The 22543-nt window shown below is 44.8% G+C and carries 21 protein-coding genes and 1 pseudogene; 14 read left to right on the top strand and 8 right to left on the bottom strand.

All coding sequences use genetic code 11. From position 1 onward, the window contains the following. The first annotated feature begins 213 nt into the window (after nt 1–213). The 4 genes from iscB (at nt 214) to H6G03_RS10600 (ending at nt 4512) form a co-directional block, all read left to right on the top strand. The gene (iscB, locus tag H6G03_RS10585) at nt 214–1500 is read left to right on the top strand and encodes an RNA-guided endonuclease IscB (RefSeq protein ID WP_190464339.1); all 1287 of its coding nucleotides are present in this window, start codon (nt 214–216) and stop codon (nt 1498–1500) included. Nucleotides 1501–1597: 97 nt separating this feature from the next. Then, nucleotides 1598–2011 carry a hypothetical protein gene (locus tag H6G03_RS10590; RefSeq protein WP_190464396.1) on the top strand — a complete coding sequence of 138 codons (414 nt, stop codon included), beginning with the start codon at nt 1598–1600 and terminating at the stop codon, nt 2009–2011. 119 nt (nt 2012–2130) lie between these two features. After that, entirely contained in the window at nt 2131–2535 is a 405-nt protein-coding gene (locus H6G03_RS10595) for a hypothetical protein (protein WP_190464340.1), read from the top strand. Nucleotides 2536–2664: 129 nt separating this feature from the next. Beyond that, nucleotides 2665–4512, top strand: a complete 1848-nt coding sequence (locus tag H6G03_RS10600; RefSeq protein ID WP_190464341.1) for a hybrid sensor histidine kinase/response regulator — start codon at nt 2665–2667, stop codon at nt 4510–4512. Nucleotides 4513–4608: 96 nt separating this feature from the next. Here H6G03_RS10600 and H6G03_RS10605 read toward each other — a convergent pair whose 3' ends face one another. The 4 genes from H6G03_RS10605 to H6G03_RS10620 form a co-directional block, all read right to left on the bottom strand. Beyond that, the gene (locus H6G03_RS10605) at nt 4609–5295 is read right to left on the bottom strand and encodes a Bax inhibitor-1/YccA family protein (RefSeq protein WP_190464397.1); all 687 of its coding nucleotides are present in this window, start codon (nt 5293–5295) and stop codon (nt 4609–4611) included. A gap of 225 nt (nt 5296–5520) precedes the next feature. Beyond that, entirely contained in the window at nt 5521–6072 is a 552-nt protein-coding gene (locus tag H6G03_RS10610; protein ID WP_190464342.1) for a hypothetical protein, read from the bottom strand. Between the two features lie 209 nt (nt 6073–6281). Then, nucleotides 6282–6989 (bottom strand): FkbM family methyltransferase, encoded by a 708-nt coding sequence (locus H6G03_RS10615; protein ID WP_190464343.1) that lies wholly within the window; start codon nt 6987–6989, stop codon nt 6282–6284. A gap of 169 nt (nt 6990–7158) precedes the next feature. Then, nucleotides 7159–8361: a phosphoglycerate kinase gene (locus H6G03_RS10620; protein WP_190464344.1), complete on the bottom strand. Its 1203-nt coding sequence runs from the start codon at nt 8359–8361 to the stop codon at nt 7159–7161. 159 nt (nt 8362–8520) lie between these two features. On the opposite strand from H6G03_RS10620, the pseudogene H6G03_RS10625 reads away from it, so the two are divergent. From H6G03_RS10625 to ylqF, 4 genes and pseudogenes are all read left to right on the top strand, one after another. Further along, nucleotides 8521–9514, top strand: a pseudogene (locus H6G03_RS10625) (RNA-guided endonuclease InsQ/TnpB family protein). Nucleotides 9515–9559: 45 nt separating this feature from the next. After that, complete coding sequence (locus tag H6G03_RS10630; protein ID WP_190464345.1) at nt 9560–9973, top strand: universal stress protein; 414 nt, start codon at nt 9560–9562, stop codon at nt 9971–9973. A gap of 122 nt (nt 9974–10095) precedes the next feature. Beyond that, on the top strand, nt 10096–10314 hold the full coding sequence (locus H6G03_RS10635; RefSeq protein ID WP_190464346.1) for a DUF4926 domain-containing protein: 219 nt from the start codon (nt 10096–10098) through the stop codon (nt 10312–10314). Between the two features lie 20 nt (nt 10315–10334). Next, the gene (gene ylqF, locus H6G03_RS10640; protein ID WP_190464347.1) at nt 10335–11198 is read left to right on the top strand and encodes a ribosome biogenesis GTPase YlqF; all 864 of its coding nucleotides are present in this window, start codon (nt 10335–10337) and stop codon (nt 11196–11198) included. Between the two features lie 149 nt (nt 11199–11347). Here ylqF and H6G03_RS10645 read toward each other — a convergent pair whose 3' ends face one another. Beyond that, nucleotides 11348–11515 carry a hypothetical protein gene (locus H6G03_RS10645; protein WP_190464348.1) on the bottom strand — a complete coding sequence of 56 codons (168 nt, stop codon included), beginning with the start codon at nt 11513–11515 and terminating at the stop codon, nt 11348–11350. 162 nt (nt 11516–11677) lie between these two features. Here H6G03_RS10645 and H6G03_RS10650 point away from each other — a divergent pair, with 162 nt between their 5' ends. Beyond that, nucleotides 11678–13321 (top strand): adenylate/guanylate cyclase domain-containing protein, encoded by a 1644-nt coding sequence (locus tag H6G03_RS10650; RefSeq protein ID WP_190464349.1) that lies wholly within the window; start codon nt 11678–11680, stop codon nt 13319–13321. An 83-nt stretch (nt 13322–13404) separates the two neighbouring features. On the opposite strand, the gene H6G03_RS10655 is transcribed toward H6G03_RS10650, so the two are convergent. After that, on the bottom strand, nt 13405–14208 hold the full coding sequence (locus H6G03_RS10655; RefSeq protein ID WP_190464350.1) for an MOSC domain-containing protein: 804 nt from the start codon (nt 14206–14208) through the stop codon (nt 13405–13407). A 196-nt stretch (nt 14209–14404) separates the two neighbouring features. Between H6G03_RS10655 and H6G03_RS10660 the strand changes: the two genes are divergently transcribed. Then, on the top strand, nt 14405–15142 hold the full coding sequence (locus H6G03_RS10660; protein WP_190464351.1) for a carbonic anhydrase: 738 nt from the start codon (nt 14405–14407) through the stop codon (nt 15140–15142). A 39-nt stretch (nt 15143–15181) separates the two neighbouring features. On the opposite strand, the gene H6G03_RS10665 is transcribed toward H6G03_RS10660, so the two are convergent. Next, nucleotides 15182–16369, bottom strand: coding sequence for a glycosyltransferase (locus H6G03_RS10665; RefSeq protein WP_190464352.1), 1188 nt, complete (start codon nt 16367–16369; stop codon nt 15182–15184). Between the two features lie 263 nt (nt 16370–16632). Between H6G03_RS10665 and H6G03_RS10670 the strand changes: the two genes are divergently transcribed. Then, on the top strand, nt 16633–17193 hold the full coding sequence (locus H6G03_RS10670) for a GNAT family N-acetyltransferase (protein WP_190464398.1): 561 nt from the start codon (nt 16633–16635) through the stop codon (nt 17191–17193). Between the two features lie 122 nt (nt 17194–17315). Here H6G03_RS10670 and H6G03_RS10675 read toward each other — a convergent pair whose 3' ends face one another. After that, on the bottom strand, nt 17316–17945 hold the full coding sequence (locus tag H6G03_RS10675) for a fasciclin domain-containing protein (protein WP_190464353.1): 630 nt from the start codon (nt 17943–17945) through the stop codon (nt 17316–17318). Between the two features lie 535 nt (nt 17946–18480). On the opposite strand from H6G03_RS10675, the gene H6G03_RS10680 reads away from it, so the two are divergent. The 3 genes from H6G03_RS10680 (at nt 18481) to H6G03_RS10690 (ending at nt 21589) form a co-directional block, all read left to right on the top strand. Further along, nucleotides 18481–18753, top strand: coding sequence for a GlsB/YeaQ/YmgE family stress response membrane protein (locus H6G03_RS10680; protein WP_190464354.1), 273 nt, complete (start codon nt 18481–18483; stop codon nt 18751–18753). Nucleotides 18754–18973: 220 nt separating this feature from the next. Then, nucleotides 18974–19768, top strand: coding sequence for a glutathione S-transferase family protein (locus tag H6G03_RS10685; RefSeq protein ID WP_190464355.1), 795 nt, complete (start codon nt 18974–18976; stop codon nt 19766–19768). A gap of 87 nt (nt 19769–19855) precedes the next feature. Beyond that, nucleotides 19856–21589, top strand: a complete 1734-nt coding sequence (locus H6G03_RS10690) for a helicase HerA domain-containing protein (protein ID WP_190464356.1) — start codon at nt 19856–19858, stop codon at nt 21587–21589. Nucleotides 21590–22543 lie beyond the last annotated feature (954 nt).

Genomic DNA, 22543 nt, shown 5'->3' on the forward strand with positions numbered 1-22543 from the left:
AACTATAGCGGGAGCTTGCAAAAGCTCTAGTTGACCAGACTCAGTTCTACGGAACTACGTTACTTGGATTATGAAACCTACGAATGCGTGCCAGTTTGTAGCTCTTTCGTACAGCTTTAAACAGGTGTAGCGAGTTAAGCCAGTGAGTTGTACCTAAAAAGTTCAAGTAACCTTGTCGAGGCAAACTTTACCAGCAATGAGAGACTCAAAGTAATGCGAGTATTTGTTCTAGATAAAAACCTCAAGCCTCTTGACCCATGCCATCCAGCAAGGGCAAGAGAGCTACTCAAAAAATGTAGGGCTAAAGTCTTTCGACGCTATCCTTTCACCATTGTTGTGCAGGATAGAACCGCAGAAAATTCTGTTACTCATTCCCATCGAATCAAAATCGATCCAGGCTCTAAAGTGACTGGCATCGCTGTTGTTCAAGAAGAGATTGGCAGAGTAACAAATGCTTTGGAAATCACCCATCGAGGACAACAGATTAAAGATGCACTTGAATCTAGGCGGTTTTTAAGAAGAGGTCGTCGTAACCGTAAAACCCGTTACCGCAAGCCTCGTTTCTTAAACAGAACCCGCAAACAGGGATGGCTACCACCATCTCTTGAGAGTCGCATCGCCAACATTGAAACCTGGGTTAGACGAATCACGAAACTTGGCTCAGTCACCGCAATTTCTCAAGAGTTAGTCCGGTTTGATTTGCAGCAAATACAGAATCCTGAAATTAGCGGGGTAGAGTACCAGCGAGGTGAACTATTTGGTTTTGAAGTTAAGGAATATTTACTTCAAAAATGGGGCAGAAAGTGTGCTTATTGCAGTGTTGAAAATGTTCCCTTGGAGATTGAACATATCCTTGCCAAAAGCAAAGGTGGGTCTAATCGAGTTAGTAACCTCTGCCTTAGCTGTCACACTTGCAACCAAGCCAAGGGGAATAAATCTATTGAGGAGTTTCTTCAGAAGAAACCCGAAGTTCTCAAACGAGTTTTAGCTCAAGCAAAAGCACCCCTTAAAGATGCAGCAGCAGTTAATGCTACCCGATGGGAATTATATAGAAGGCTTCAAACAACTGGGTTGCCTCTAGAGGCAGCTTCTGGAGGTCGGACAAAGTTTAATCGCAAGACTAGAGGGATTGAAAAGTCTCATTGGACTGATGCGGCTTGTGTTGGCGAATCTACTCCTGAAAAACTATTACTAAAAGGTGTTAAACCTTTAATTGTTAAAGCTAAAGGACAAGGAACTCGTCAACGTTGTCGTCCCGATAAATACGGATTTCCCAAGGCTCATGCTCCAAAAGCTAAGTTTTTCCAAGGATTTCAAACTGGCGACATTGTTAAGGCTGATATTTTGTCGGGGAAGTATACAGGGAAATATATAGGTCGCATTGCTATCCGTTTTAGACCAAGCTTTGTTCTTCAACTACCCACTCAAAAGTTTGATGTACACCCCAAATACTTGAAAACCATTCATAAGGCTGACGGCTATGAATATCAACAACCCTGAAAACAAGGATTCGCTCACGCTCAATTTTAATGCTGGCGGCAATTCCCCGACCGCTAACCCTATCGGGTATAACGGGAGTCCCCTTGCCGCATCTGAGATGGAAGCCAACAATTCATCTCTAGACTTGACACTCCAACAACTGCGCTCGGTAAGGGCTGCTCTACTTCGTCTGCACAAAGAATTGCTAGAATCTGAGCGGATCGTTTATGAGCAGTTCTACGGCAGAATTCAATCAAAAGGAGAGTTTTTCCGTTTAGTCATAGAGCATGAATGGTTTAGCTGGTTGCGCTCATTTTCTCAATTTATCGTCCAAATCGATGAAACCCTCAGCGCCAAAGAACCCGTAACCTTGAGCCAAGCTAACGAACTTCTAGAAGAAGCCCGAAATCTGTTAACGCCATCAGAAGCGGGAACGAGCTTACAGAAGCGTTATCATAGCGCCATTCAACGCAATCCCGATATTGCTATGCGCCATGCAGAAATATCCAAACTGCTAAGAAAAGATGTTTAATTAAGGGTTATACTTGCCTTGGAACAGAGCAAAGATTTCATATTGTTGGTTTACCAAAAAATATCTGTGTAAACCAATCAAATTATGCTCCTGTTTAATAATTAATATTGGGAGCGTTAATGATGACAGAAGAGGTAATGGTAAGTTGTCAGATTCCTCAAGACTGGAAGCGTCAAATCGAGCAAATAGCAGCACAAAGAAAAAAGCAGTCCGCGCAAATCATTTACGAAGCGATCGCGCAATACTTAGGTGAAGATATCCAGACAGTTGACAATCGCCTTTTAGCCTTGGAAAAAGAAATGCCAACACTGCAAAAAGAGGTAACTCAATTAAACACAACAGTTAAAAACTTACAGGAAAAATTGCAAGCAGCAGCTTCCATAATTACCATTTCTTATCCACCATCAGTTAACTTACCGCAAAATGTTCAAAAGTCACAACCAACCGATTATAATGATGATGACTTTCCAGACGATGAACCTGATGAAATTCTCTATGGTTTTTTAGAACCGGAAGACAGATAATATCCTGTCCAGTTATATTGTTCGCACAAGCCAGTTTGGTTTGTTTGCGTGATTCATCGATCGAACAAATCTCAGGAGGGATGCCAGCAGAAAAATTCGTACTAATTTGGAAATAGTACGATTGGAAGAATGAATGTGAACGGTGAGTGGTTGAGCCAACAAATGAGAGCGTTGGGTGAGCGAGTGAGTAACCTATTAAACTACGCTCATTCCAATCCATCGCAACACCCAGAACTGCTGCCCCAAGCATTGGAAGAACTGGGTGTTTCTCTAGAAGAACTGCGGGTATCTCAAGAAGTATTGCACGAGCAAAATCAGGAATTGCTGGAGGCTCATACGTCTCTAGAACTAGAACGGCAGCGCTACCGGGAGTTATTTGAATTTGCTCCTGATAGCTACTTGATTACTGACACAGAAGGCAAAATTCAGCAAGCCAATCATGCTGCTAGTCTGTTGCTCAAGGTGTCGCAAAAGCACTTGGTTGGCAAGCCTTTAATCGTATTTGTTCCCGAACCTCAACGTCGAGCTTTCCGCAACGAACTCAACCGATTGCATCAAGTTGAACGACTTCAAGAGTGGATTATCCAGTTACAGCCTCGCGGTGCAGTACCTTTTGATGCTGCATTAACTGTGACTAGGGTATTTGACCAGACAGGTGCGATCGTGGGGCTACGCTGGCTAGTGCGGGACATCAGCGAACGGAAGCAACTGGAAGAAGCGCAATTGCGGGCAAAACTGGCTGAAATTACCAACCAAGCCTTGCAAGCAGAAATTGCCCAGCGGAAGCAGCTAGAGAAGGAACTGCGACAGCAAGCAGAATCCCTCAACCAAGCAAATACCCTCAAAGATGAATTTTTGGCGATCGTCTCCCACGAACTCCGCACCCCATTAAATGCTATTTTGGGTTGGGCGCAGATCCTTCGCGGTCGGCAGTTAAATGACACGATCGTCGCTCGCGCATTAGAGACGATCGAGCGGAATGCCAGAACGCAGGTAACACTGATTGAAGATCTGCTAGACATCTCTCGCATTGTTCGAGGTAAACTTCATTTCAATATCCGCCCCGTCAATTTAGTTTCTGTGATTCGGGCAGCTATTGATTGCGTGCAGCTTGCCGTCACAGCGAAAAACATCGAGATTCGGACAGATCTGGATGAATCAGCCAGTTTAGTGTCAGGAGATAGCGATCGCTTACAGCAGATCGTTTGGAATTTACTCTCCAATGCCATTAAGTTTACTCCCAGAAATGGACAAATTGAAGTTCGGCTAGAGCGCATTTCCTCCAACGCCGTCATTACAGTCAGTGACACCGGTCAAGGTATTCATCCAAATTTTCTACCTTTCGTCTTTGACCGCTTTCGTCAGGCAGAACGAGCAACTACAAGGCATCATGGTGGATTGGGATTAGGACTTGCCATTGTGCGGCAATTGGTAGAAATGCACGGGGGAACAGTGGAAGCAAGCAGCCCAGGCGAAGGACTAGGAGCCACATTTACGGTGCAGCTACCCCTGATGGCAGTTTGCATTCTGCCAAGTGAAGCGGGACAACAGCCTTCGATAGCTGAGGAAGCCCCTGCATTCGACTTACATCCAAGCTTGAGCAATGTATCTGTACTGGTCGTCGATGATGAAGCAGATACCCGCGAACTGTTGACTGTCGTGCTGGAGCGTGCTGGCGCTTCCGTCAGGGCAGCGGCTTCGGTGCATGAAGCCTTGCAGGTGATTCAACAGTCACAGCCTGATATCTTAATTAGCGATGTTGGGATGCCAGAGCAGGATGGCTACGCGCTCATCCGTCAAGTGCGGCAGATCGAATTAGAGCAAGTTAGTACTATTCCTGCGATCGCACTCACCGCTTACGCTAGAGAAGAAGACTGTCGGCAATTATTAAATGCAGGCTTTCAGCTTCACCTGCCTAAGCCAGTTGAACCAGCAGTGTTAGTAGCAGCAGTGGCAAGTCAAATTGAGTGTGTATAAAATTTGATAAATCCGAAAGAGACGCAAAAAAAGCGCTCTCCTTTTAACGAGAGCGCTTTTTGGTTTTTAATTATTAAAAATCAAAGCACCATTGTTTTAGCGGCGAGACAATGACATCACAATTTGCAGCACATACCAGAACAACAAAGCTACAGAAGCAAATAGTTCCAGCGAAGCCGCCACATACTGATGCGTCGAATAGTGGTGTATCACATTGGACGTGTCGTACAGAATTGCCGCCGAGGCAAATACTACCATTGCCACCGAGAAAAACAGCCCTAACGTGAAGCCAAACATGATGCTGCAAAGAATTAGACCCAAGGCGACAAAAGCAGCGATTTTGAGAATGCCGCCTAAGAAGGTAAAATCCTGGCGCGTCGTGAATGCAACGGTAGTCAAACCGCCAAATAGGAACAGGGTCAGGATAGCCGCTGTCGGAATCACGTCAGGGCTCGAAAAAAAGGCAGCAATGTACAGCAGGGGAGCAAATATCAGTGCTTCTGCGACTACATAAATCCCCAAACCGGTATACTGGGTTTCCACCGAATCTGCCTTCGCAGCCAATTCCCTCGATAGCCAGCCCAGCAGCGCAAACGCTCCCAGAAACGCTAACCAGCTAAATCGACTGGCAGCTACAAAACGGAACAATACTCCAGCAATGCCAGTCTGAAACAGCAAAAATTCGACAACAATAAATGCACCAACTGCCCCCGCTAGATGCGTGTAGGTTTGTTGGATAAACTTGGCGCGTTCGTTTGGTCGCGCTTGTGCAACAGTCAGCATAGATAGTTTCCTCAATGCGAAACCAACCTATAAGCTAGTTTATGCGATCGCTTCGGCAAACCAGTTGAGTACAAATGCCGAGCGGGGGAGTCAAAAGTCAAAAGTCAAAAGTCAATCATTCAAAATTCTTCCCTCTCCCTCTCCCGTTCTCCCTCTTCCCTCTTCCCTAGCCCCTAGCCCCGACGCCCTAACCCCTTTCTTTTGACTTTTGACTTTTGACTTTAATCAACGCAGCGGTGCTTGATTTGCCATTGAATAAGCCATAAACAGAATATTTTGGCGTTCTTCAGTCAAAAAGCTAACAGTGTAAATCATGCCGTCTTGTTGCCACATTACCGATGAAAACATATTCGGCGGGTTTTGTTTTTGCCCTTCCAGCAAATATCCCTGAATTCCCCTTGCCAGCGTGACTGCTTGCGCTGCCGCGAGATGTTTTCGGAATTCTCGCTGTGCGTTCGCAGAAGTTTGGCTATCTACCGAAAAGCTGCCGACTAAGCAGGGATAACCTCCGGAAGTACAGCTAAACAAGCTAACAGTTAAACCGGGTGGAGTAGTGGAGGGAAAAACGCGGACAATCAATTGGCTGATAAATTCTTCGTCAGCGGGGCCACCCAGTAAAATTCGTGAGGGCAAGCGCATTACCCAACCGGGTGGTAAACTATTGCCGATCTCATTTAAGTAGGGTGTAAAAACTTCAGCCGGAATAGCAGATGCTTTAACTGTGCTGCCAATGACAGCGAGAAAAACTGGTAATGCTAGTAATTTGCGCCACAACATTTGGTAATAGCTAGGGCTAGGGGTTAGGGGATAGGGCGTCGGGGGAAGAGGGAGAAGGAAGAGGGAAAACAGGGAAGAAGAAACTAGAATCAAGGGCTTCGTCGTGAGCGCTCAGCCGAACGGTTTCAGTAATTAAGAATCCCCTCACTTACGAGAACGGTTGATATACAACTTTACTATTACAAAGTAGTATATCAACTCTTACCATATCATCGTTTATTTCTGTAGAGGTAATCATTTTTAGATATTTTTTCAACATATTCGTATGATTTAGATATATATGCTTCTATTGCTTCTCGCGATTGTACGTTTAAAAATTCAATTAACATATATTTAGGTTGATATTTACTGAATTCCAAACCTTGCAATACATTTAATTCAAAACCTTCTACATCCAAAGAGAAAAAATTTATTTCTGTAACCTTTAGTTCGTCGAGTATGGATGTCAGTGTTCTTGCAGGAACTTCAATTACAAAAGGTTCGATATCGTAATATTCTTTAGCTTTTTCTAAATGACCTGCTTCTGCTTGGGAAGAATGGAAAGATCCTTTGACTAAAGACATCAAATGCCCGTAGCTCATTTCGATAGTAGCTGAAGGGTAATCGTGAGCTACCAAAGCGCAATTGAAAACTTTTGAATTCGGACGCTCTCGCACGCATTCTCGATAAAGTTCGGGAATAGGTTCAATTAAAATACCTGTCCAACCTTTTAAGCGTTCTAAATAATACGTATTGCTTTGAGAAAAGCCATCATTAGCGCCAACTTCGATAAAAAAGCCTCGATTGGGAAGATACTTTTCTAGTTTGCTGTCGATACCAGAACTAGCAGGTCTGGAATAGCGATCGCTCCCCCAAAACTCATACAAGCGACGACGCGATCGCTTCAGCCATTTTTTCAATCTAGATGTTTTTATCATAATAGTTTATATCTTCTACAAACTAATATCTTTGGGATTTATGGGGAAAAAAGTTCCTTTATATTAAAGTTGAGTGCGATCGGTTTAATCTAAGCCAATCCAAAATCCAAAATCCAAAATCGAGTGACAAATGTAAGGTGGGCAATGCCCACCCTACTGCTAAGAGAAATTAGGCTTCATCGAGTGCGGCAATACCGGGTAATACCTTACCTTCGAGCAATTCCAAGCTAGCGCCGCCGCCAGTAGAAATGTGGCTCATTTGGTCTGCGACACCGACTTTTTCCACCGCAGCTACGGAGTCGCCACCGCCGATAATGGTGACAGCGCCTTTCTTGGTAAGATCGGCGAGAGAGTGAGCGATCGCTTCCGTACCTACGGCAAACTTATCGAACTCAAACACGCCCATCGGGCCATTCCAAATCACCGTCTTGCAATCAGCCAGCGCATCTTGGAACACTTTCACAGAGTCGGGGCCAATATCCAAACCCATCCAACCATCGGGGATATTTTCAATGCTGACAGTTTGAGATTCAGCATCGGCGGCGAATTTATCTGCAACTACCACATCGGTAGGTAACAGCAACTGCACGCCGCGTTCTTTCGCCTTAGCTTCCAGAGTCTTCGCCAGTTCCAGCTTATCTTCTTCCACCAAGGACTTACCCACGCTCAGACCGCGAGCTTTGTAGAATGTGAAGATCATCCCGCCACCGATGATCAACTTATCGCACTTTTCCAGTAGCGTTTCGATCACACCGATTTTGCTGGAAACCTTAGAACCGCCGATAATGGCAGCTAAAGGACGCTGGGGATTTTCGATCGCACTTTGCAGATATTGCAGTTCCTTCTCGATCAAATACCCAGCCACAGAAGGCTTGAGGTACTTGGTAACGCCTTCCGTAGAAGCGTGAGCGCGGTGGGCTGTCCCAAACGCATCGTTAACGTATAAATCTGCATTCGCAGCCAATTGTTTGGCAAATTCCGGGTCGTTTTTCTCCTCTTCTTTGTGGAAGCGGACATTCTCCAGCAGAATGACATCCCCGTTTTGCATTTCGGCGACTGTAGCAGCAACTTCATCACCGATACAATCGCTGGGCTTTTTCACTTCTTTTCCCAGCAACTCCGACAGGCGCTTGGCAACTGGGGTGAGGCGCTGCTTTTCATCCACTCCCTTGGGACGGCCAAAGTGGCTCGATAGAATTACTTTAGCTCCCTTTCCGGTCAAATCCTGGATGGTCGGCAAAGCAGCGCGGATGCGCGTATCGTCGGTGATGTTGCCTGCCTCATCCACCGGTACGTTAAAATCAGCCCGCACCAAAACCCGTTTGCCAGCTAAGTCTGACGACGACAAATTTGCTACAGTTTTTTTGGACACCGAAAAAACCTCCTAATCACTTTTTTCACGGAATCAGCGTGCCACCGGTCGTCCGTTCTATCTACGCCGTCCACATTTTACCGAAAAATGGGTTGTTAACCCCGTCTTTCTAGGACGGCTTTTATGTTATATTATTTTGCGTAGAAGTTTTCCACGTAAATGATCGTTTTAGAATTCAAGGCTCAAGGGAAAACAACTCAATACAATGCAGTTGACGAGGCGATGAGAACCGCTCAGTTTGTTCGCAACAAGAGTATTCGTTTTTGGATGGATAATCGAGATGTGGGGCAAAAAGAGTTGTACCGTCTTAGTAAAACACTGCGAGAAGATTTCTCCTTTGTGAAAGCTTTGAATTCTAGTGCTTGCCAAGCTGCGATCGAGAGAGCATATAGCTCTATAGCGCGGTTCTACGACAACTGCAAAAAAGGTATTCCAGGAAATATTGGTTATCCAAAATTCAAAAAGAACAACCGTTCAGTAGAATACAAAACTTCAGGATGGAAGTTGTCATCAAGCCGAAAACAAATAACTTTTACCGACAAGAAAGGGATTGGCAAGTTAAAACTAAAAGGGAAATGGGATTTAAACTTCTACCAAATAGAACAGATAAAAAGAGTTAGGGGCTCTACTAACCGCAAGAAAGCTATTAATAAATTAGGGCGAGTACACCTCAAAATAAGTAGGCAACGTCAAGAACACGTCAAGAGAGTGGCGCGTTGCGTAATCCAATCTAGCAATTTGGTAGCCTATGAAGATTTGAGGGTTAAGAACTTAGTCAAAAATCATTGTCTGGCCAAATCTATTAATGATGCTGGTTGGTATGAATTCAGAAAATGGTTAGAGTATTTCGGGCTGAAATTTGGTAGGATAACAGTGGCAGTCAATCCCGCCTATACTTCCCAAGAATGTTCTAACTGTGGTGCAACGGTCAAGAAATCTCTATCAACAAGAACCCATAGTTGTAAGTGCGGATTTGTTCTGGATAGAGATTGGAATGCCGCTATCAATATCCTGAAATGACGCTTGAGTACGGTAGGGCATACCGGAACTTGGATCTTAGATCCGAACGCTTCAGGAGATTCGACCTCTACTCTGGCTGGAGCAATCCTGTCTCTTGCAAGTCGGGTCTATGAACGAAGAATCACCGGCCTAAAAGTGCGGTGAGTGTCAAAAGAGTCGGGGATCGAGAGGTGCGTAAATGTTTAATACAGTTTTGTTTCCAGTCGATCGAAGTCGCGAAGCCCGCGAAGCGGCTGATGTGGTTGTCGATGTGGTGAAAAAGTACGGCAGTCGTCTGATCTTGCTGTCCGTTCTAGAACCCCCACCAGAAGAGGGGGAGTCTGCTAACGCAGATGCCATGACTTCCCCAGAAGCAGTAGCACAACTGCTGGAAACTGCCAAGTCCCTATTTGCCGAGCGAGGAATTTCCGCTGAAGCTATAGAACGCGAGGGTAAGCCTGCCTTCACTATCTGTGATGTAGCTGACGAAGTTGACGCGGATTTAATCGTGATGGGTTGTCGCGGTCTCGGTTTGACCGAAGAAGGAATGTCCGACAGCGTAACCAATCGGGTGATCAATCTGTCTCCCTGTCCAGTTTTGATTGTCCCTTAGAGTAATTATTAAGTTTGGGTGGGGTTAGAAACCGGGTTTCTCCTGCTCTACTACTTATATTCGGACTTTTTACCCTAAGAAACCCGGTTTTTGATGGTTTTACGGCTTATAAATTGCCAGCTATGAAATTCAATTTATTTACAGAGGTAGTATTGCGCGAGGATATCCCTAAGTACGGTCTGAAAAAAGGCGATCTAGCAACAATTGTCGAACATTACCTTATGCCAGAAAGTGAAGAAGACGGTTATAGCTTGGAAGGTTTTAATGTGGAAACAATTACTGTAGAGGTGGCAGAATCCCAAATCGAACCAGTAAAAGCTTCTGTTTCTCTGGCTAACTAATAGCTAATGGCTAATAACTAATGACTACTCCTCCCATTCAATGGTATCCCGGTCACATTGCCAAAGCTGAAAAAGCACTCAAGGAACAACTCAAACTTGTGGATGTGGTGCTGGAAGTGCGCGATGTTCGCATTCCCCTAGCTACGCAGCATCCCCAAGTTTCTCAGTGGACTGGTAGCAAAACGCGGGTTTTGGTTCTCAACCGCATGGATATGATTTCTCCGCAAGTGCAGAAGTTGTGGGAGTCGTGGTTTGTGGCGCAAGGGGAAGTGCCTTATTTTACCGATGCACAACACGGTAAGGGTACAGTAGCGGTGGTGAAGGCGGCCCAAGCAGCTGGGGTGGAGGTGAATAAAAAAAGGCGCGATCGCGGTATGCTTCCCCGTCCGGTTCGCGCTGTAGTTATCGGCTTTCCTAATGTGGGCAAGTCAGCGCTGATTAACCGTTTGTTGGGACGCCGAGCGGTGGAAAGTGCCGCACGTCCCGGTGTGACCCGCCAACTGCGCTGGGTCAAAATTTCCGATCGAATAGAATTGCTGGATGCACCAGGCGTGATTCCTGCCAAGTTGGACGATCGCGAAGCGGCAATTAAGTTAGCTATTTGCGATGATATTGGTGAAGCGTCTTACGACAATCAGTTGGTAGCCGCTGAGTTAGTCGATTTAATTGGATATTTGCAAGATACATCTGGTAATTTGTTGCCCAGATCTATTTTAGAATCTCGTTACGGTTTAGACGCTACAAATGTAACTGGTGAGGATTATTTGTTGACTTTGGCAAACGAACGATATCAAGGCGATGCGGAACGCGCTGCGCGTCAGTTGTTAAATGATTTTCGCAAAGGAAATTTAGGTGGGATTCCTCTGGAATTGCCGCCAAATTAAATATTCATCCACAAAAGAATTAAAAATAATTGCGATCGAGTGCGATAATGGGCATTGCGAAGCAAACAAGCAAATCATACAATTATATCAAAAAATGGTACTTTCTGTCAGTATATAAGCTGACAAAATATACACGAGCATCCACAATTTCAGCCGAGCGACTTCTGCAACAACCGCCCGATCCCAAGGCTACATCTCGATCGCTGACAAATGCAGTTGAGTTTGGTAAAGGAAATATCTAGGATTGTTTCATGCTGAGCGATCGCTCCTATGCGTGAATTAGGATCGAAGTAGGTTTTGGCCTGTTTCTTCTTCACAATTGTCTTATGGATACCAATTTTGCGATCGATGCGGTTATGGTGGTACTAACTAAAGGCGCTCGCCTGCAAATATACGCGATCGCATAGCCTGGGCCAACTTATTAAAGATCGTCAGGGTATCTATTGAAAATATTTTGCCAACAAAAACAGGTGGTATTAATGATTGAGCTTAAACTGCACCTATACATCGAACAACATATAGAAAAAACCATCATCGTTAGCCGGGATATTTTTACTTTAGGTCGGGCGATCGACTGCGATTGGCACTTACCTTATTTTGGCATTTCCCGATATCATGCTCGCATTTTTAAGAAACCAGAGGGAGTGTGGTTTATTGAAGACATGGGTAGCCGAAACGGTACCGTAGTGAACGAACAATTGGTTGAATCTCCTCAAATATTGAAGCACGGTGATGTGATTCAGTTAGGCAGCGTTTATCTGAGCGCACTATTCTATGACGACTCATTGAAAATCAACAATGATGATATGGATACTCAAGTCGTAGGAATGACCATTTTTCGGAATGTTCAAGACTTACGACAGCAGTGGATACAAGCTGACGATCGCGGCGATGAAGCCGATCGTCAAGAGATAACTATTTCCCGTCTCAAAGATTTGTTAGATATAGCCCAAGGTTTAAATTCTGCTGTATCTATAGAGGCAATTTTTAAAGCAGCGCAGGCAGTCGTTTTTCGTTACCTTGACAAGATTGAGCGCTTAGCTTTATTAATTGATATTAATGGTTCGGGAAAACTTGAATTGCTCAAAGGTGCTGCCAGAGACGTATACGATCAAAAATATTTGAAACCGGATGGAAGTTGGATTAGTCGCACCATCTGTCAAAAAGTCTTTAATGAAAAAGTAGCTATTCAAACGGCTGATGCCCAAAAAGACAACCGATTTGATAGCGAACAAAGCATCATCGATAAAGGCATCCATAACGTCATGGCTGTGCCTCTTTGGGATGAAGATAAAGTTGTGGGAGTTCTTTATGCCGACGGGCACGTTTGTTTGCACGATTCTCATCAGGGAAGCGAGGAAGATATCAGCTTTTTTTCCACATTAGCAAATCTAGTAGCTGCGAGCGTGCAACGTTGGCTGCTTACCCGCAAACTCAGAAACGAAGAAAAGATTCGGCACAGATTGGAACGCTATCACTCTCCGGCAGTTGTGCAACAAATGATGATGGCAGGCACTTTGGAAAACAGTCGTCTTCTGCCTAAAGAAAGCGAGATCAGTATTTTATTTGCCGATATCGTTGGCTTCACCGCTCTTTCAGAACGTTTGAGCCCAGCGGAAATTGCTAATTTGCTTAACAGTTTCTTTGAGGAAATGTTGCAGGAAGTTTTTACAGCAGGTGGAACGCTCGATAAATTTATTGGAGATTGCATAATGGCCTTTTTTGGGGCTCCTGAACCTCAGCCAGATCATGCAGACAGAGCTTTTGCCGCTGCCAAAGGAATGCTCGATCGCCTGGATAATCTTAATGCCAAAAAAGCCTTGCGCGAACCGCTACAATTGCGAATTGCTATTAATACAGGTAAAGCTGTAGTGGGAGATGTAGGTAGTTCTCAAAGAGTAGATTATACGGTGTTGGGAGCAACTATTAACTTGGCATCTCGAATGGAAGCAATTTGTCCGATCGGTAAATGTGTGGTGAGCGAAACAACTTATAATATGTTGCGGCCATCTCAACGTATAGCTTTAGACGATATGGGAGAATATCGTTTTAAAGGTATCGATCGCCCGATCCGAGTTTATTACAGTCATAGATCCAGTATTACCGAGATTATTACCGATTGAATGCACATAATTTCAGATGGCAAATTGAAAAAGTGCGCTGGGAAATCAGAAATTTGAAATTACCTCCAGCGATAGGAGAGCGCCTATGACATATGCTCAGTTGACAAGCACTTAATTTCATCTCCAATATGTAAAATCTTTCCCGCTTCCGATCTTGGCACTTTCGTATTCACACTCAGGCGATAAAAATGATTGAAACGCGATGAATTTACCCAAGATGGCAAAGTTTCTCGCCGCTTTTGCAAAAATACTTTTTGGAAATTCGCATAACTTTCTCCAGTACGGGAGTGTCTGGTCGGAACAATACAGCGTTGGCAAGGGTTAATTCCCTCTAACAACACTTCTCCTATTTGAAATCGCACAACTTCTTCGACATTTGCAAACAGTCGGTCTTCCCAAAACGGAGGTACTCCGCCAATTTCCAGGTTAGCTCGCAAGCGCAGTCGCATTTCATCTACACTAATTCCCGGAAACCAAGATGCAACTGTTTCCACAGTAGCAGTACTAATAACTGTTGGCCCCGATGCAATTAGATCGTCTGGAAAACCGGTGAGGGAGTTTCTAGTTATTTGAACTGGAAAACCGAAAAAGTCACTTAACCAAGCTTGTAATTCCTTGCCTTCTTGTTCTAAATGAAATGTTCGTTTTTCTGCTTGACCTTGTATTTGTAGGGAGACGGTGTTTGCTGCTTCATCCCAGGACGATCGCAACAAATGTACTTTGGCATTATTCTTGCCATTGACAAATCGACCTTTTGCATCGATAATAGCAAACTCTCGATCTTGCTCTAAAGCTCCGCTGGCAAGAACGGTTGCTTGAGTAACCGATACTGCGTCGAGAGATTTAATCGGGTAAATGAAAATGCCTGCGAGATATGGCACTTGCATAGTTCTGATGATAGTACAGCGATATCCTTCGGCAAGCAAGGCGAGTAGGCCATACCCGCGCACTCGCGTCTGGCCTTATTCTTGTACTATATCTTAAGTTTTGCGATCTTTAAAATTCAATCTTTAGATATAGATGGTAATTTTATATAATGAACATCCTCCTAAAGGAGGAAGAAAATTGCAGTCAAACACACTTATGACTCGAATAAATGGATATCTTGGCCGTCGCCATCTGTTGAAACTGGCAGGGATTGGAGGGGTTGGTGTTGCTGCTACTGGCGCAGTACTGTGGAGCAGACAGAAAGCTGTCAATTCACAATTGGCGGTCGCACAAGGAGAGCCAACAGATTTTAAACCAGTTAGTGGCGATGAAGCTTTGAAAAAATTGCTGGATGGGAATAAAAGGTTTGTGCAGGACAAGCGAGAATATCCCGACCAATCGCGGGGACGTTTGAGGTCAGTCGCCACCGCTCAGCATCCCTTTGCGACTATCCTCAGTTGCGCCGATTCGCGAGTACCTGCGGAAATTATTACAGATCGAGGTCTTGGGGATTTATTTGTAGTCCGCATAGCTGGTAATGTCATAAGTCCTTACGTTATAGGCAGTCTGGAATTCTCTGTTGTAGAATTGGGCGTTCAATTAATCATGATCTTGGGTCATGAAAGATGCGGTGCAGTATCAGCCGCAGTCAAAGGCGAACCGCTCCCCGGTAGAATTGGCACTTTTGTTGAGGACATCAAGCCAGCAGTCGAAAGCGTCAGAAACAAACCAGGTAATTTAGTTGAAAATACAGTCGTAGCTAATGTTCAATTTCAAGTAAAATCCTTGCTAGAAAGCTCAGTGATGCTGGCTCAAATGGTTCGAGAAGGTAAACTAAAAGTTGTAGGAGGTCGTTACGATCTCGATACTGGGGAAGTAACGATCGTTACTTAGGGCTTGCTGTTCCCAGTTGTGGGCTTTGCGATCGGTATGTTAAACGTTAAAGCCCATTTCTCTCAAACCTTGGCGAAGTCGTTGCGCTTCCGATGGGTTATGCTGTTCGTGAAGCGCGATCGCTCTGGCAAACGCTGACAAACTTTCTTGCACATAGCCAACTTTCAGGAGAACAACACCTAAATTTTGGTAAGCTTCTGCATAATCTGGATTCAAATTTATGGCCTTTTGGTAAGCTGCGATCGCATCCTCCAAACGCCCCAACACTTTTAATGTCATCCCCAAATTGTAGTAACCGGGAGCAAAATTAGGATCGATTTGTAACGCAGTTTCGTATGCAGTTTTAGCCGCCTGAAGCTTAGAATTATCCTTGAGTACATTACCCAAATTATTGTAAGCTGCTAATTTTAACTTCGGGAATATCGGTACTTGAGTGGCAGCTTGATAATGGTATTTAGCTAAACTTAATTGTTGCAAATGCTCGTAAGCAATGCCCAAGTGGTAGTGAAGTTCGTACAGCACCAAATCATCAATTGATTTTGCATCTAAACCGCGTTTCAGGAGTTCGACTCCCCGCGCAATATCGCCAGCTTGCACGTATAATGCTCCCAGTTTGCTACACACATAGGCATCATCTGGATGTTTTGCCAGATAACTTTCCATCGCCGCCTGTGCTTTTTGGAATTTATTTTTCGATGCGATCGCCTCCGGTTGATAGCCGTAATGTAAAATAGCTACATCCGGCAAATAACCCACCTGCCATTGCGGTTCTCGCTGCAACAATTGCACAACGCTATCATCCACCATCGCATGATAAGGACGCGAAAAACGAATCGCCGGATGATTGCGAAATAAGCGGGAAACCAAAGAATAAGGCGACCCGATTGCGCCTACTTCTTGTCGCACCAAGTTAACAACCAAATTGCCAGGTTGAAGGATTGCTTGTTTTAACTGCGGTACAATTTGCGGCGTCAGCACCTCATCCGCATCCAACACTAAAATCCAGTCCCCCTCCACGTATTTCAGCGCCTCATTTCTAGCAGCTGCGAAATCATCGCGCCATTCAAAATGATAAACCCTCGCGCCAAACTGCTTGGCAATTTCGGGGGTTCTATCCGTAGACCCGGTATCCAGCACTATCATCTCATCTACCGCATCCTTAACGCTGCTGAGACAGGTGGGTAGGGATGTTTCTTCGTTTTTGACGATCGTACACAAACTAAGCATAACAATCTAATTGGTAGCAGTTGAGACGAGGACTATGGCACACCCCGTCAGCACTCGGACAAAGAACCCCCATTTCATACCCAGATCCCTAAAACTATCAAAGCCAGATTAGTTAACTTTTGCAGGATAATCATTTCCTATTGCGGTTATAATTTTAACCTCTTCCTAGCGATAGATGTCAAGTTATGCTTGATAGCTAGTAGGTTTGGGAAGTGCGATCGCCCATCCGAACACTGGTAAACTTCGATCGCAATCTTACAGCAGTGCAAATTCAAAACATCTTTAGCGATTTACCCGTTCTAGAAACCGATCGACTCCTACTGCGGAAACTCAACTGGGAGGATACAAATGATATGTTCGAGTACGCCTCCGACCCGGAAGTTTCCCAGTGGACTACCTGGTCAGTGCATGAGTCGATCGCAGATACTAAAACCTTCCTCAATGCCGTCATCAATGAATATGCAAATCATGAAGTTTCGCCTTGGGGAATTCAACACAAAGCAGACGGCAAGATAATTGGAACCTGCGGATTTGTTGATTGGATTTATAACGACGATCGCGCCGAAGTTGGCTACGCACTCTCCAGAAAATATTGGGGAAAAGGATATATGACAGAAGCGGTTCGTGCTGTCATTGACTTTGGTTTTCGCACAATGGAGCTAAATCGAATTGAAGCCAGATGCAAGATTGAAAATATTGCTTCCGCACGAGTTATGGAAAAAGTTGGTATGCAGTTTGAAGGCATCCTGCGGGAACACCTATTTGCCAAAGGCAGCTATCACGACCTTAAAATCTACGCAATTTTGTGGAAAGAGTGGGATTAATTAGTAATGGTAAATTTTTATAGAAAAGAACTTATGCAAAGAAATCGGGTTTCTAGACGAACAGTCTCCGTTTTTAGAGAAGGACAATTGCCAGAAACCCGATTTCCGATACTTAGGAAAAATTAACGAAGTCTAGATTGCAATTCCGGAGGCAGAATGATTTTGTCAATTACGTGGATAACACCGTTGCTGGCTTGGATATCAGCCTGAGTAACTTTGGCATTATTCACCATCACTTGCTTTTTGCGAGCATCCACCCGCACTCTGACAGGACTGCCTTCCACGGTTTTCACTTCTCCCGTTTTCAGGTCGCTGGAGAGAACTTTACCGGGAACGACATGGTAAGTCAAAATTTTGGTCAGTAGAGCTTTGTTTTCTGGCAGCAACAACTTTTGTAACGTTTCTTGAGGCAAAGCTGCAAATGCGGCATCCGTAGGTGCAAAGACGGTGAATGGGCCGTTTCCAGACAGAGTTTCCGTCAGTTCTGCCGCTTGCAAAGCTTTGGTCAATGTCTTGAAGTTATCGTTGGCAGAAGCGATCGCTACTATGGTATCGCTCTCAGAGGCCATTTCCCCAGATGCAGACGTACCTTCTTGGGTTGGCTGACTGGTAGTAGGCCGATTTTGGCTAGTTTCGTTATTTCTCGACCCTGCTTGCGCCATCGTTGGCAGATAAATCAGGGCGCTCACTCCTACCACCGCCATAAAGCCAGCCAGCTTCTTGTTCCACTTTTGCATATATTGCGCTTTCATCCCTAGCTCCTGACTTGCCGACAATTTATTAAGAAATGTAAACGAATATTTCGCTCTATTGCATCTGTCCATAGGCTGATGCCAAAGTTTGAACTTAGTTCTATAAAAACCCCTTCCTTTCGACAGAAAGATAGAAGAGGAGAATCAAACTGGAGAATTATTCTGGCGCGTGTACTATAGCGCCGGTCAACTAATTAGAGAAACCGGGTTTCTTGCGGTAGTAACAACAAAATTTCGAGTTCTTCCATCCCATCAACCCGATTTTTTAGCTTCAATATGCGAATACTTGACTGATGCTCTAGGAATAGTTGGACTCGCAAGAAATATTTCTAGAGATACTCAATACTTTCAGCAATTTAAACATATTTAAAACTTCCCAAAAACTGGGAATGCTATTTTTATCTAATTGAACCGTAAGCAATGGTTTGAAAACCTATGCCTTGTGGATATTCCTTCTGATAGAGGTTGCCTTGAAATTTGGGTTGATAACGTATAGTTAAGAAAGTAAAAATTGAACATAAAAAGGAGAAATCAAATGGCTGGAATTTTAGCTTGGATAGTTTTAGGTCTGATTGCCGGAGCGATTGCTAAAGCGATATATCCAGGTCATCAAGGCGGCGGTATTTTCGCCACGATCGGCTTGGGAATTTTGGGCGCGATCGTCGGCGGTTGGCTGGGCAATCTGCTCTTGGGAACAAGCGGAGGAGCAGCATACGGAGCCCTGACAATACCCAGTGTGGCTTTTGCTGCGATTGGCGCTATGGTTCTAATTTTCTTGTGGGGTTTGTTAACCCGTCAAAGTGCATAATAAACAAATATCCGTTCCCTTCAAAATGGCATCGGTACCCCCACTGCAAAGCAGTGGGTTTTTATTTAATTTGGCTATTAGTCATCAGTCAAATGTCAACGGTCAGAGGTCACTGAAAAACACCAAAAAAATCACAACGGTAATTTGGCAACTGACAACTGACTGATGACTAAAGTAGAATAAACTTTTTAACGATCGGCCAGAAATAAGGAGAAAGAAAATGCTGGAGTTATACCAGTTTGAAATGTCCCACTACTCTGAGAAAGTGCGGCTGATCCTGGACTATAAAGGGTTGACGTACCGGAAAATTGAAGTCACACCGGGAATCGGACAATTAGAATTGTTCAGAATGTCCGGTCAGCGACAAGTGCCGGTACTCAAAGACGGGAACGAGATTGTGGTAGATTCGACAGCGATCGCCAAGTACCTCGATCGCAAATACCCAGAAAAACCCATTATTCCCGTCAATCCAGAACAACGCGGACAGTGCTTGCTCATCGAAGAATGGGCCGATGAGTCGATCGGACTCAAAGCTCGCAAAGCATTATTTGGCGCACTCAGCCAAAATCAAAGCTTCCGCACCTCCGTTTTGCCCCCCACAACCCCCGATTTTGTTAAACTCCTAGTGGGCGCAGTGCCGGGAGACTTTTTCAATCTGTTGGGTTCGGGCATTGGTTTCGGCCCTGATGTTGTAAAATCATCCCAAGAAGACCTCAAACAAGACCTGGAAGCTGTCAGTCTGCTACTCTTAAATAAGCCTTATTTGGTTACAGACTATCCGACTTTGGCAGATTTTGCCGTAGCTGGTTTGAGTATGTACATCAAAATTCCGGAAGGGCCCTATCTAGAGATTCCGGAAACGCTCAAAGGAAAGGGAGTTCCAGGACTGGCTGATAGCGCGGCATACGAAACGTTCTTCAACTGGCGCGATCGTCTCTATACTCAATATCGCAAACAACCCACACCTACCACTACCACCACTCCCTCTTCTCCCACTTCCATTGAAATAGATTAATCTCGCCAATAGCTAATGGCTAATTGCTAATATTTGAATGCGATTAGCTATTAGCCATTAGCAATTAAAAATAAGTGCAGCTCGAACATGAATTTAGGCAAGCCATTAGGTTCGGTAATTGAAGGTTCCCTCAGCGATGGGTTGCAAGTGCGACTGCACCCGGATGTTTCCGTGGAAGATATGCGCGTGGGCAAATTTTTGGTGGTGCAGGGGGTGCGATCGCGCTTTTTCTGTTTGTTAACCGATGTAGCTTTAGGAACATCCAGTTTACGCATTATCGCCAATCCCCCCGCAGAAGAAGATGATTTCCTGCGAGAAGTTTTAGCCGGCAGTGGCACTTACGGTACGATCGAACTCGCGCCGATGTTGATGTTCACCCCCACACCAGAACCGCCCGGTTTCTTCGTTCCCAACGGCAAAATTCCCAAGTTGCCATCAGAAACACAGGGAATGCTGGCATCGTTTCAAGCGCAAAGCAGCGAACAGATAGAATTGCGTCCGGTCAAGACAATTCCCACTCACTTCAGCCAAGTATACGATGCCCAAGAACGCGACTTCCGCACTGTGTTCGGTTGGGAAGATGACCCCCATCGGCGCAACTTTGCGATCGGTCAACCTTTAGATATGGATGTGCCGGTTTGTATCGATTTAGACAGATTTGTAGAACGCAGCAACGGCGTATTCGGCAAATCCGGCACAGGCAAATCCTTTCTCACCAGATTGTTGCTATCCGGCATCATTCGCAGGCAGGCAGCCGTTAATCTTATTTTCGATATGCACTCGGAATATGGCTGGGAAGCAGTTTCGGAAGGCAAAAACTTCAACACCGTTAAAGGTTTGCGCCAGCTATTTCCGGGAATTGTGCAAATTTATACCCTAGACCCTCAATCCACCAGGCGACGAGGAGTGCGCGACGCCCAAGAACTTTACTTAGGTTACGACCAAATTGAAGTAGAAGATATCAAGTTAGTAGGACAAGAGTTAGGTATTTCGGAAGCGTCGCTGGATAATGCCAACATTCTCCGCAACGAATTTGGCAATTCCTGGATTACCCATCTGCTGAACATGACAAATGAAGATATCAAGATGTTCTGCGAAGAGAAGAAAGGTCACATAGGTTCGATTATGGCCTTGCAGCGCAAACTCCTGCGACTGGAAAATCTTAAATATATGCGATCGACCTGCCCCCGCAACTACGTCAATCAAATTTTGCAATCCCTGGAAGCAGGTAAGCACGTGGTAGTTGAGTTTGGTTCCCAGTCGGATATGCTCTCCTATATGTTGGTGACCAACGTCATCACCAGACGCATCCACAAAGAGTATGTCCGCAAGGCAGAGTTGTTTCTGCAAACCAAAAATCCGATCGATCGCCCCCAACAGTTGGTCATCACCATCGAAGAAGCCCATCGGTTTCTCGATCCGGCTATTGTGCAAGGTACAATTTTTGGTATAATAGCTCGTGAAATGCGGAAGTACTTCGTCACGCTTTTGATAGTGGATCAGCGTCCCTCCGGAATCGATAACGAAGTCATGTCGCAAATCGGCACTCGCATCACCGCCTTACTCAACGACGAAAAAGACATCGACGCCATCTTTACTGGTGTCTCCGGTGCTGGCAGCTTGCGCTCTGTTCTGGCTAAACTGGATTCCAAGCAGCAAGCTTTGGTTCTGGGTCATGCTGTTCCCATGCCGGTAGTGGTGCGTACCCGTCCTTATGACGAAAACTTCTATCGCGAAATTGGCGACACCCGCTGGGAAGAACGGTCAGATGAGGAAGTTTTTGCCGCCGCTGAATCCGCTAAAGCCGATCTGGGCTTCTAGTCAACTCAGGTAAAAATATTAGATTGGCTGAATTTCGCCAACAGCCCCGCCCGAACGCTCAATGCGATCGGCAATTCTAGCTATCTGTGCGGAAAACTAGGGCCAAAAAGTTCGGTAATTTCATACTATTGGGTCTATTAATTAACGGGATAACTGAGGCATCCTTGTATATAGGACTAGATATCCCCCGATCGGGCCAAAAAAAGCCTCCCACAAAACTTCGTGCTGGTAGCTAATTTTGGAGCAAACCTGGGGAATATTAAAGATAACGATGAACCTTTCACCTTTTATCCCTGTCTAAACGGTTATCATCACCAAAGGAATAAACCAGATGGGGTTCTGAGTTCCAGCAGTCCACTTATGTGAGGTTATCGATAAATGCCAACAAATGAAAGATTAAGCCAATGCTATGTACCCTCTTAAAGAGGAAATAGCAAAGCGACTCTGTTTTGAAAGCTTAGGTTGCCTCTAAACCAGGCTAATCCTATATATGGTTGCAGTTCAAACGCACTCGCACTCATGCCAGCATGGGCTTGCCGCTTTCAGGGTGCTACCTTTAAGCTACGGTATCGCCGATCGCTTTTTTCATTAGCATCCAGAGTAATTATATCTAAATTGAACTGCTAATCACAAAGGTATCGCTTTCATCTCCATCTTCCCAAACAAATCAGGATTTCCAAGTCGTTTCTGTAGTACAATGAAAATAAGGTAAAGTCATACTCACTCCGAGTTGTTAGTATTTGTAACAAATTGCGTGCAGTAGAGGCAGGTTGAAAGAAGAAGTAAGGTTTACAGATATACTGGCTAAACGCACCTCCCTCACTGAGAAGTCAAACAAAACAGCAGACGCCCTCTAAAGACAATCCCAGCCTGTGTATTTTCTGGAGGAGAAAAGGATGTGTGGGCAATCAGAAATTTCACTAAAATTTGCTTTTACGAGAGTACCTGACTCTA

It is taken from the genome of Aerosakkonema funiforme FACHB-1375, assembly GCF_014696265.1.
Taxonomy (GTDB): Bacteria; Cyanobacteriota; Cyanobacteriia; order Cyanobacteriales; family Aerosakkonemataceae; genus Aerosakkonema; species Aerosakkonema funiforme_A.

Excerpts from the sequence above, each read along its gene's own strand:
- iscB (WP_190464339.1), top strand. The coding sequence starts at position 214 with ATGCGAGTATTTGTTCTAGATAAAAACCTCAAGCCTCTTGACCCATGC.
- H6G03_RS10590 (WP_190464396.1), top strand. The coding sequence starts at position 1,598 with ATGGAAGCCAACAATTCATCTCTAGACTTGACACTCCAACAACTGCGC.
- H6G03_RS10595 (WP_190464340.1), top strand. The coding sequence starts at position 2,131 with ATGATGACAGAAGAGGTAATGGTAAGTTGTCAGATTCCTCAAGACTGG.
- H6G03_RS10600 (WP_190464341.1), top strand. The coding sequence starts at position 2,665 with ATGAATGTGAACGGTGAGTGGTTGAGCCAACAAATGAGAGCGTTGGGT.
- H6G03_RS10605 (WP_190464397.1), bottom strand. The coding sequence starts at position 5,295 with ATGCTGACTGTTGCACAAGCGCGACCAAACGAACGCGCCAAGTTTATC.
- H6G03_RS10610 (WP_190464342.1), bottom strand. The coding sequence starts at position 6,072 with ATGTTGTGGCGCAAATTACTAGCATTACCAGTTTTTCTCGCTGTCATT.
- H6G03_RS10615 (WP_190464343.1), bottom strand. The coding sequence starts at position 6,989 with ATGATAAAAACATCTAGATTGAAAAAATGGCTGAAGCGATCGCGTCGT.
- H6G03_RS10630 (WP_190464345.1), top strand. The coding sequence starts at position 9,560 with ATGTTTAATACAGTTTTGTTTCCAGTCGATCGAAGTCGCGAAGCCCGC.
- H6G03_RS10635 (WP_190464346.1), top strand. The coding sequence starts at position 10,096 with ATGAAATTCAATTTATTTACAGAGGTAGTATTGCGCGAGGATATCCCT.
- ylqF (WP_190464347.1), top strand. The coding sequence starts at position 10,335 with ATGACTACTCCTCCCATTCAATGGTATCCCGGTCACATTGCCAAAGCT.
- H6G03_RS10650 (WP_190464349.1), top strand. The coding sequence starts at position 11,678 with ATGATTGAGCTTAAACTGCACCTATACATCGAACAACATATAGAAAAA.
- H6G03_RS10655 (WP_190464350.1), bottom strand. The coding sequence starts at position 14,208 with ATGCAAGTGCCATATCTCGCAGGCATTTTCATTTACCCGATTAAATCT.
- H6G03_RS10660 (WP_190464351.1), top strand. The coding sequence starts at position 14,405 with ATGACTCGAATAAATGGATATCTTGGCCGTCGCCATCTGTTGAAACTG.
- H6G03_RS10665 (WP_190464352.1), bottom strand. The coding sequence starts at position 16,369 with ATGCTTAGTTTGTGTACGATCGTCAAAAACGAAGAAACATCCCTACCC.
- H6G03_RS10675 (WP_190464353.1), bottom strand. The coding sequence starts at position 17,945 with ATGAAAGCGCAATATATGCAAAAGTGGAACAAGAAGCTGGCTGGCTTT.
- H6G03_RS10680 (WP_190464354.1), top strand. The coding sequence starts at position 18,481 with ATGGCTGGAATTTTAGCTTGGATAGTTTTAGGTCTGATTGCCGGAGCG.
- H6G03_RS10685 (WP_190464355.1), top strand. The coding sequence starts at position 18,974 with ATGCTGGAGTTATACCAGTTTGAAATGTCCCACTACTCTGAGAAAGTG.
- H6G03_RS10690 (WP_190464356.1), top strand. The coding sequence starts at position 19,856 with ATGAATTTAGGCAAGCCATTAGGTTCGGTAATTGAAGGTTCCCTCAGC.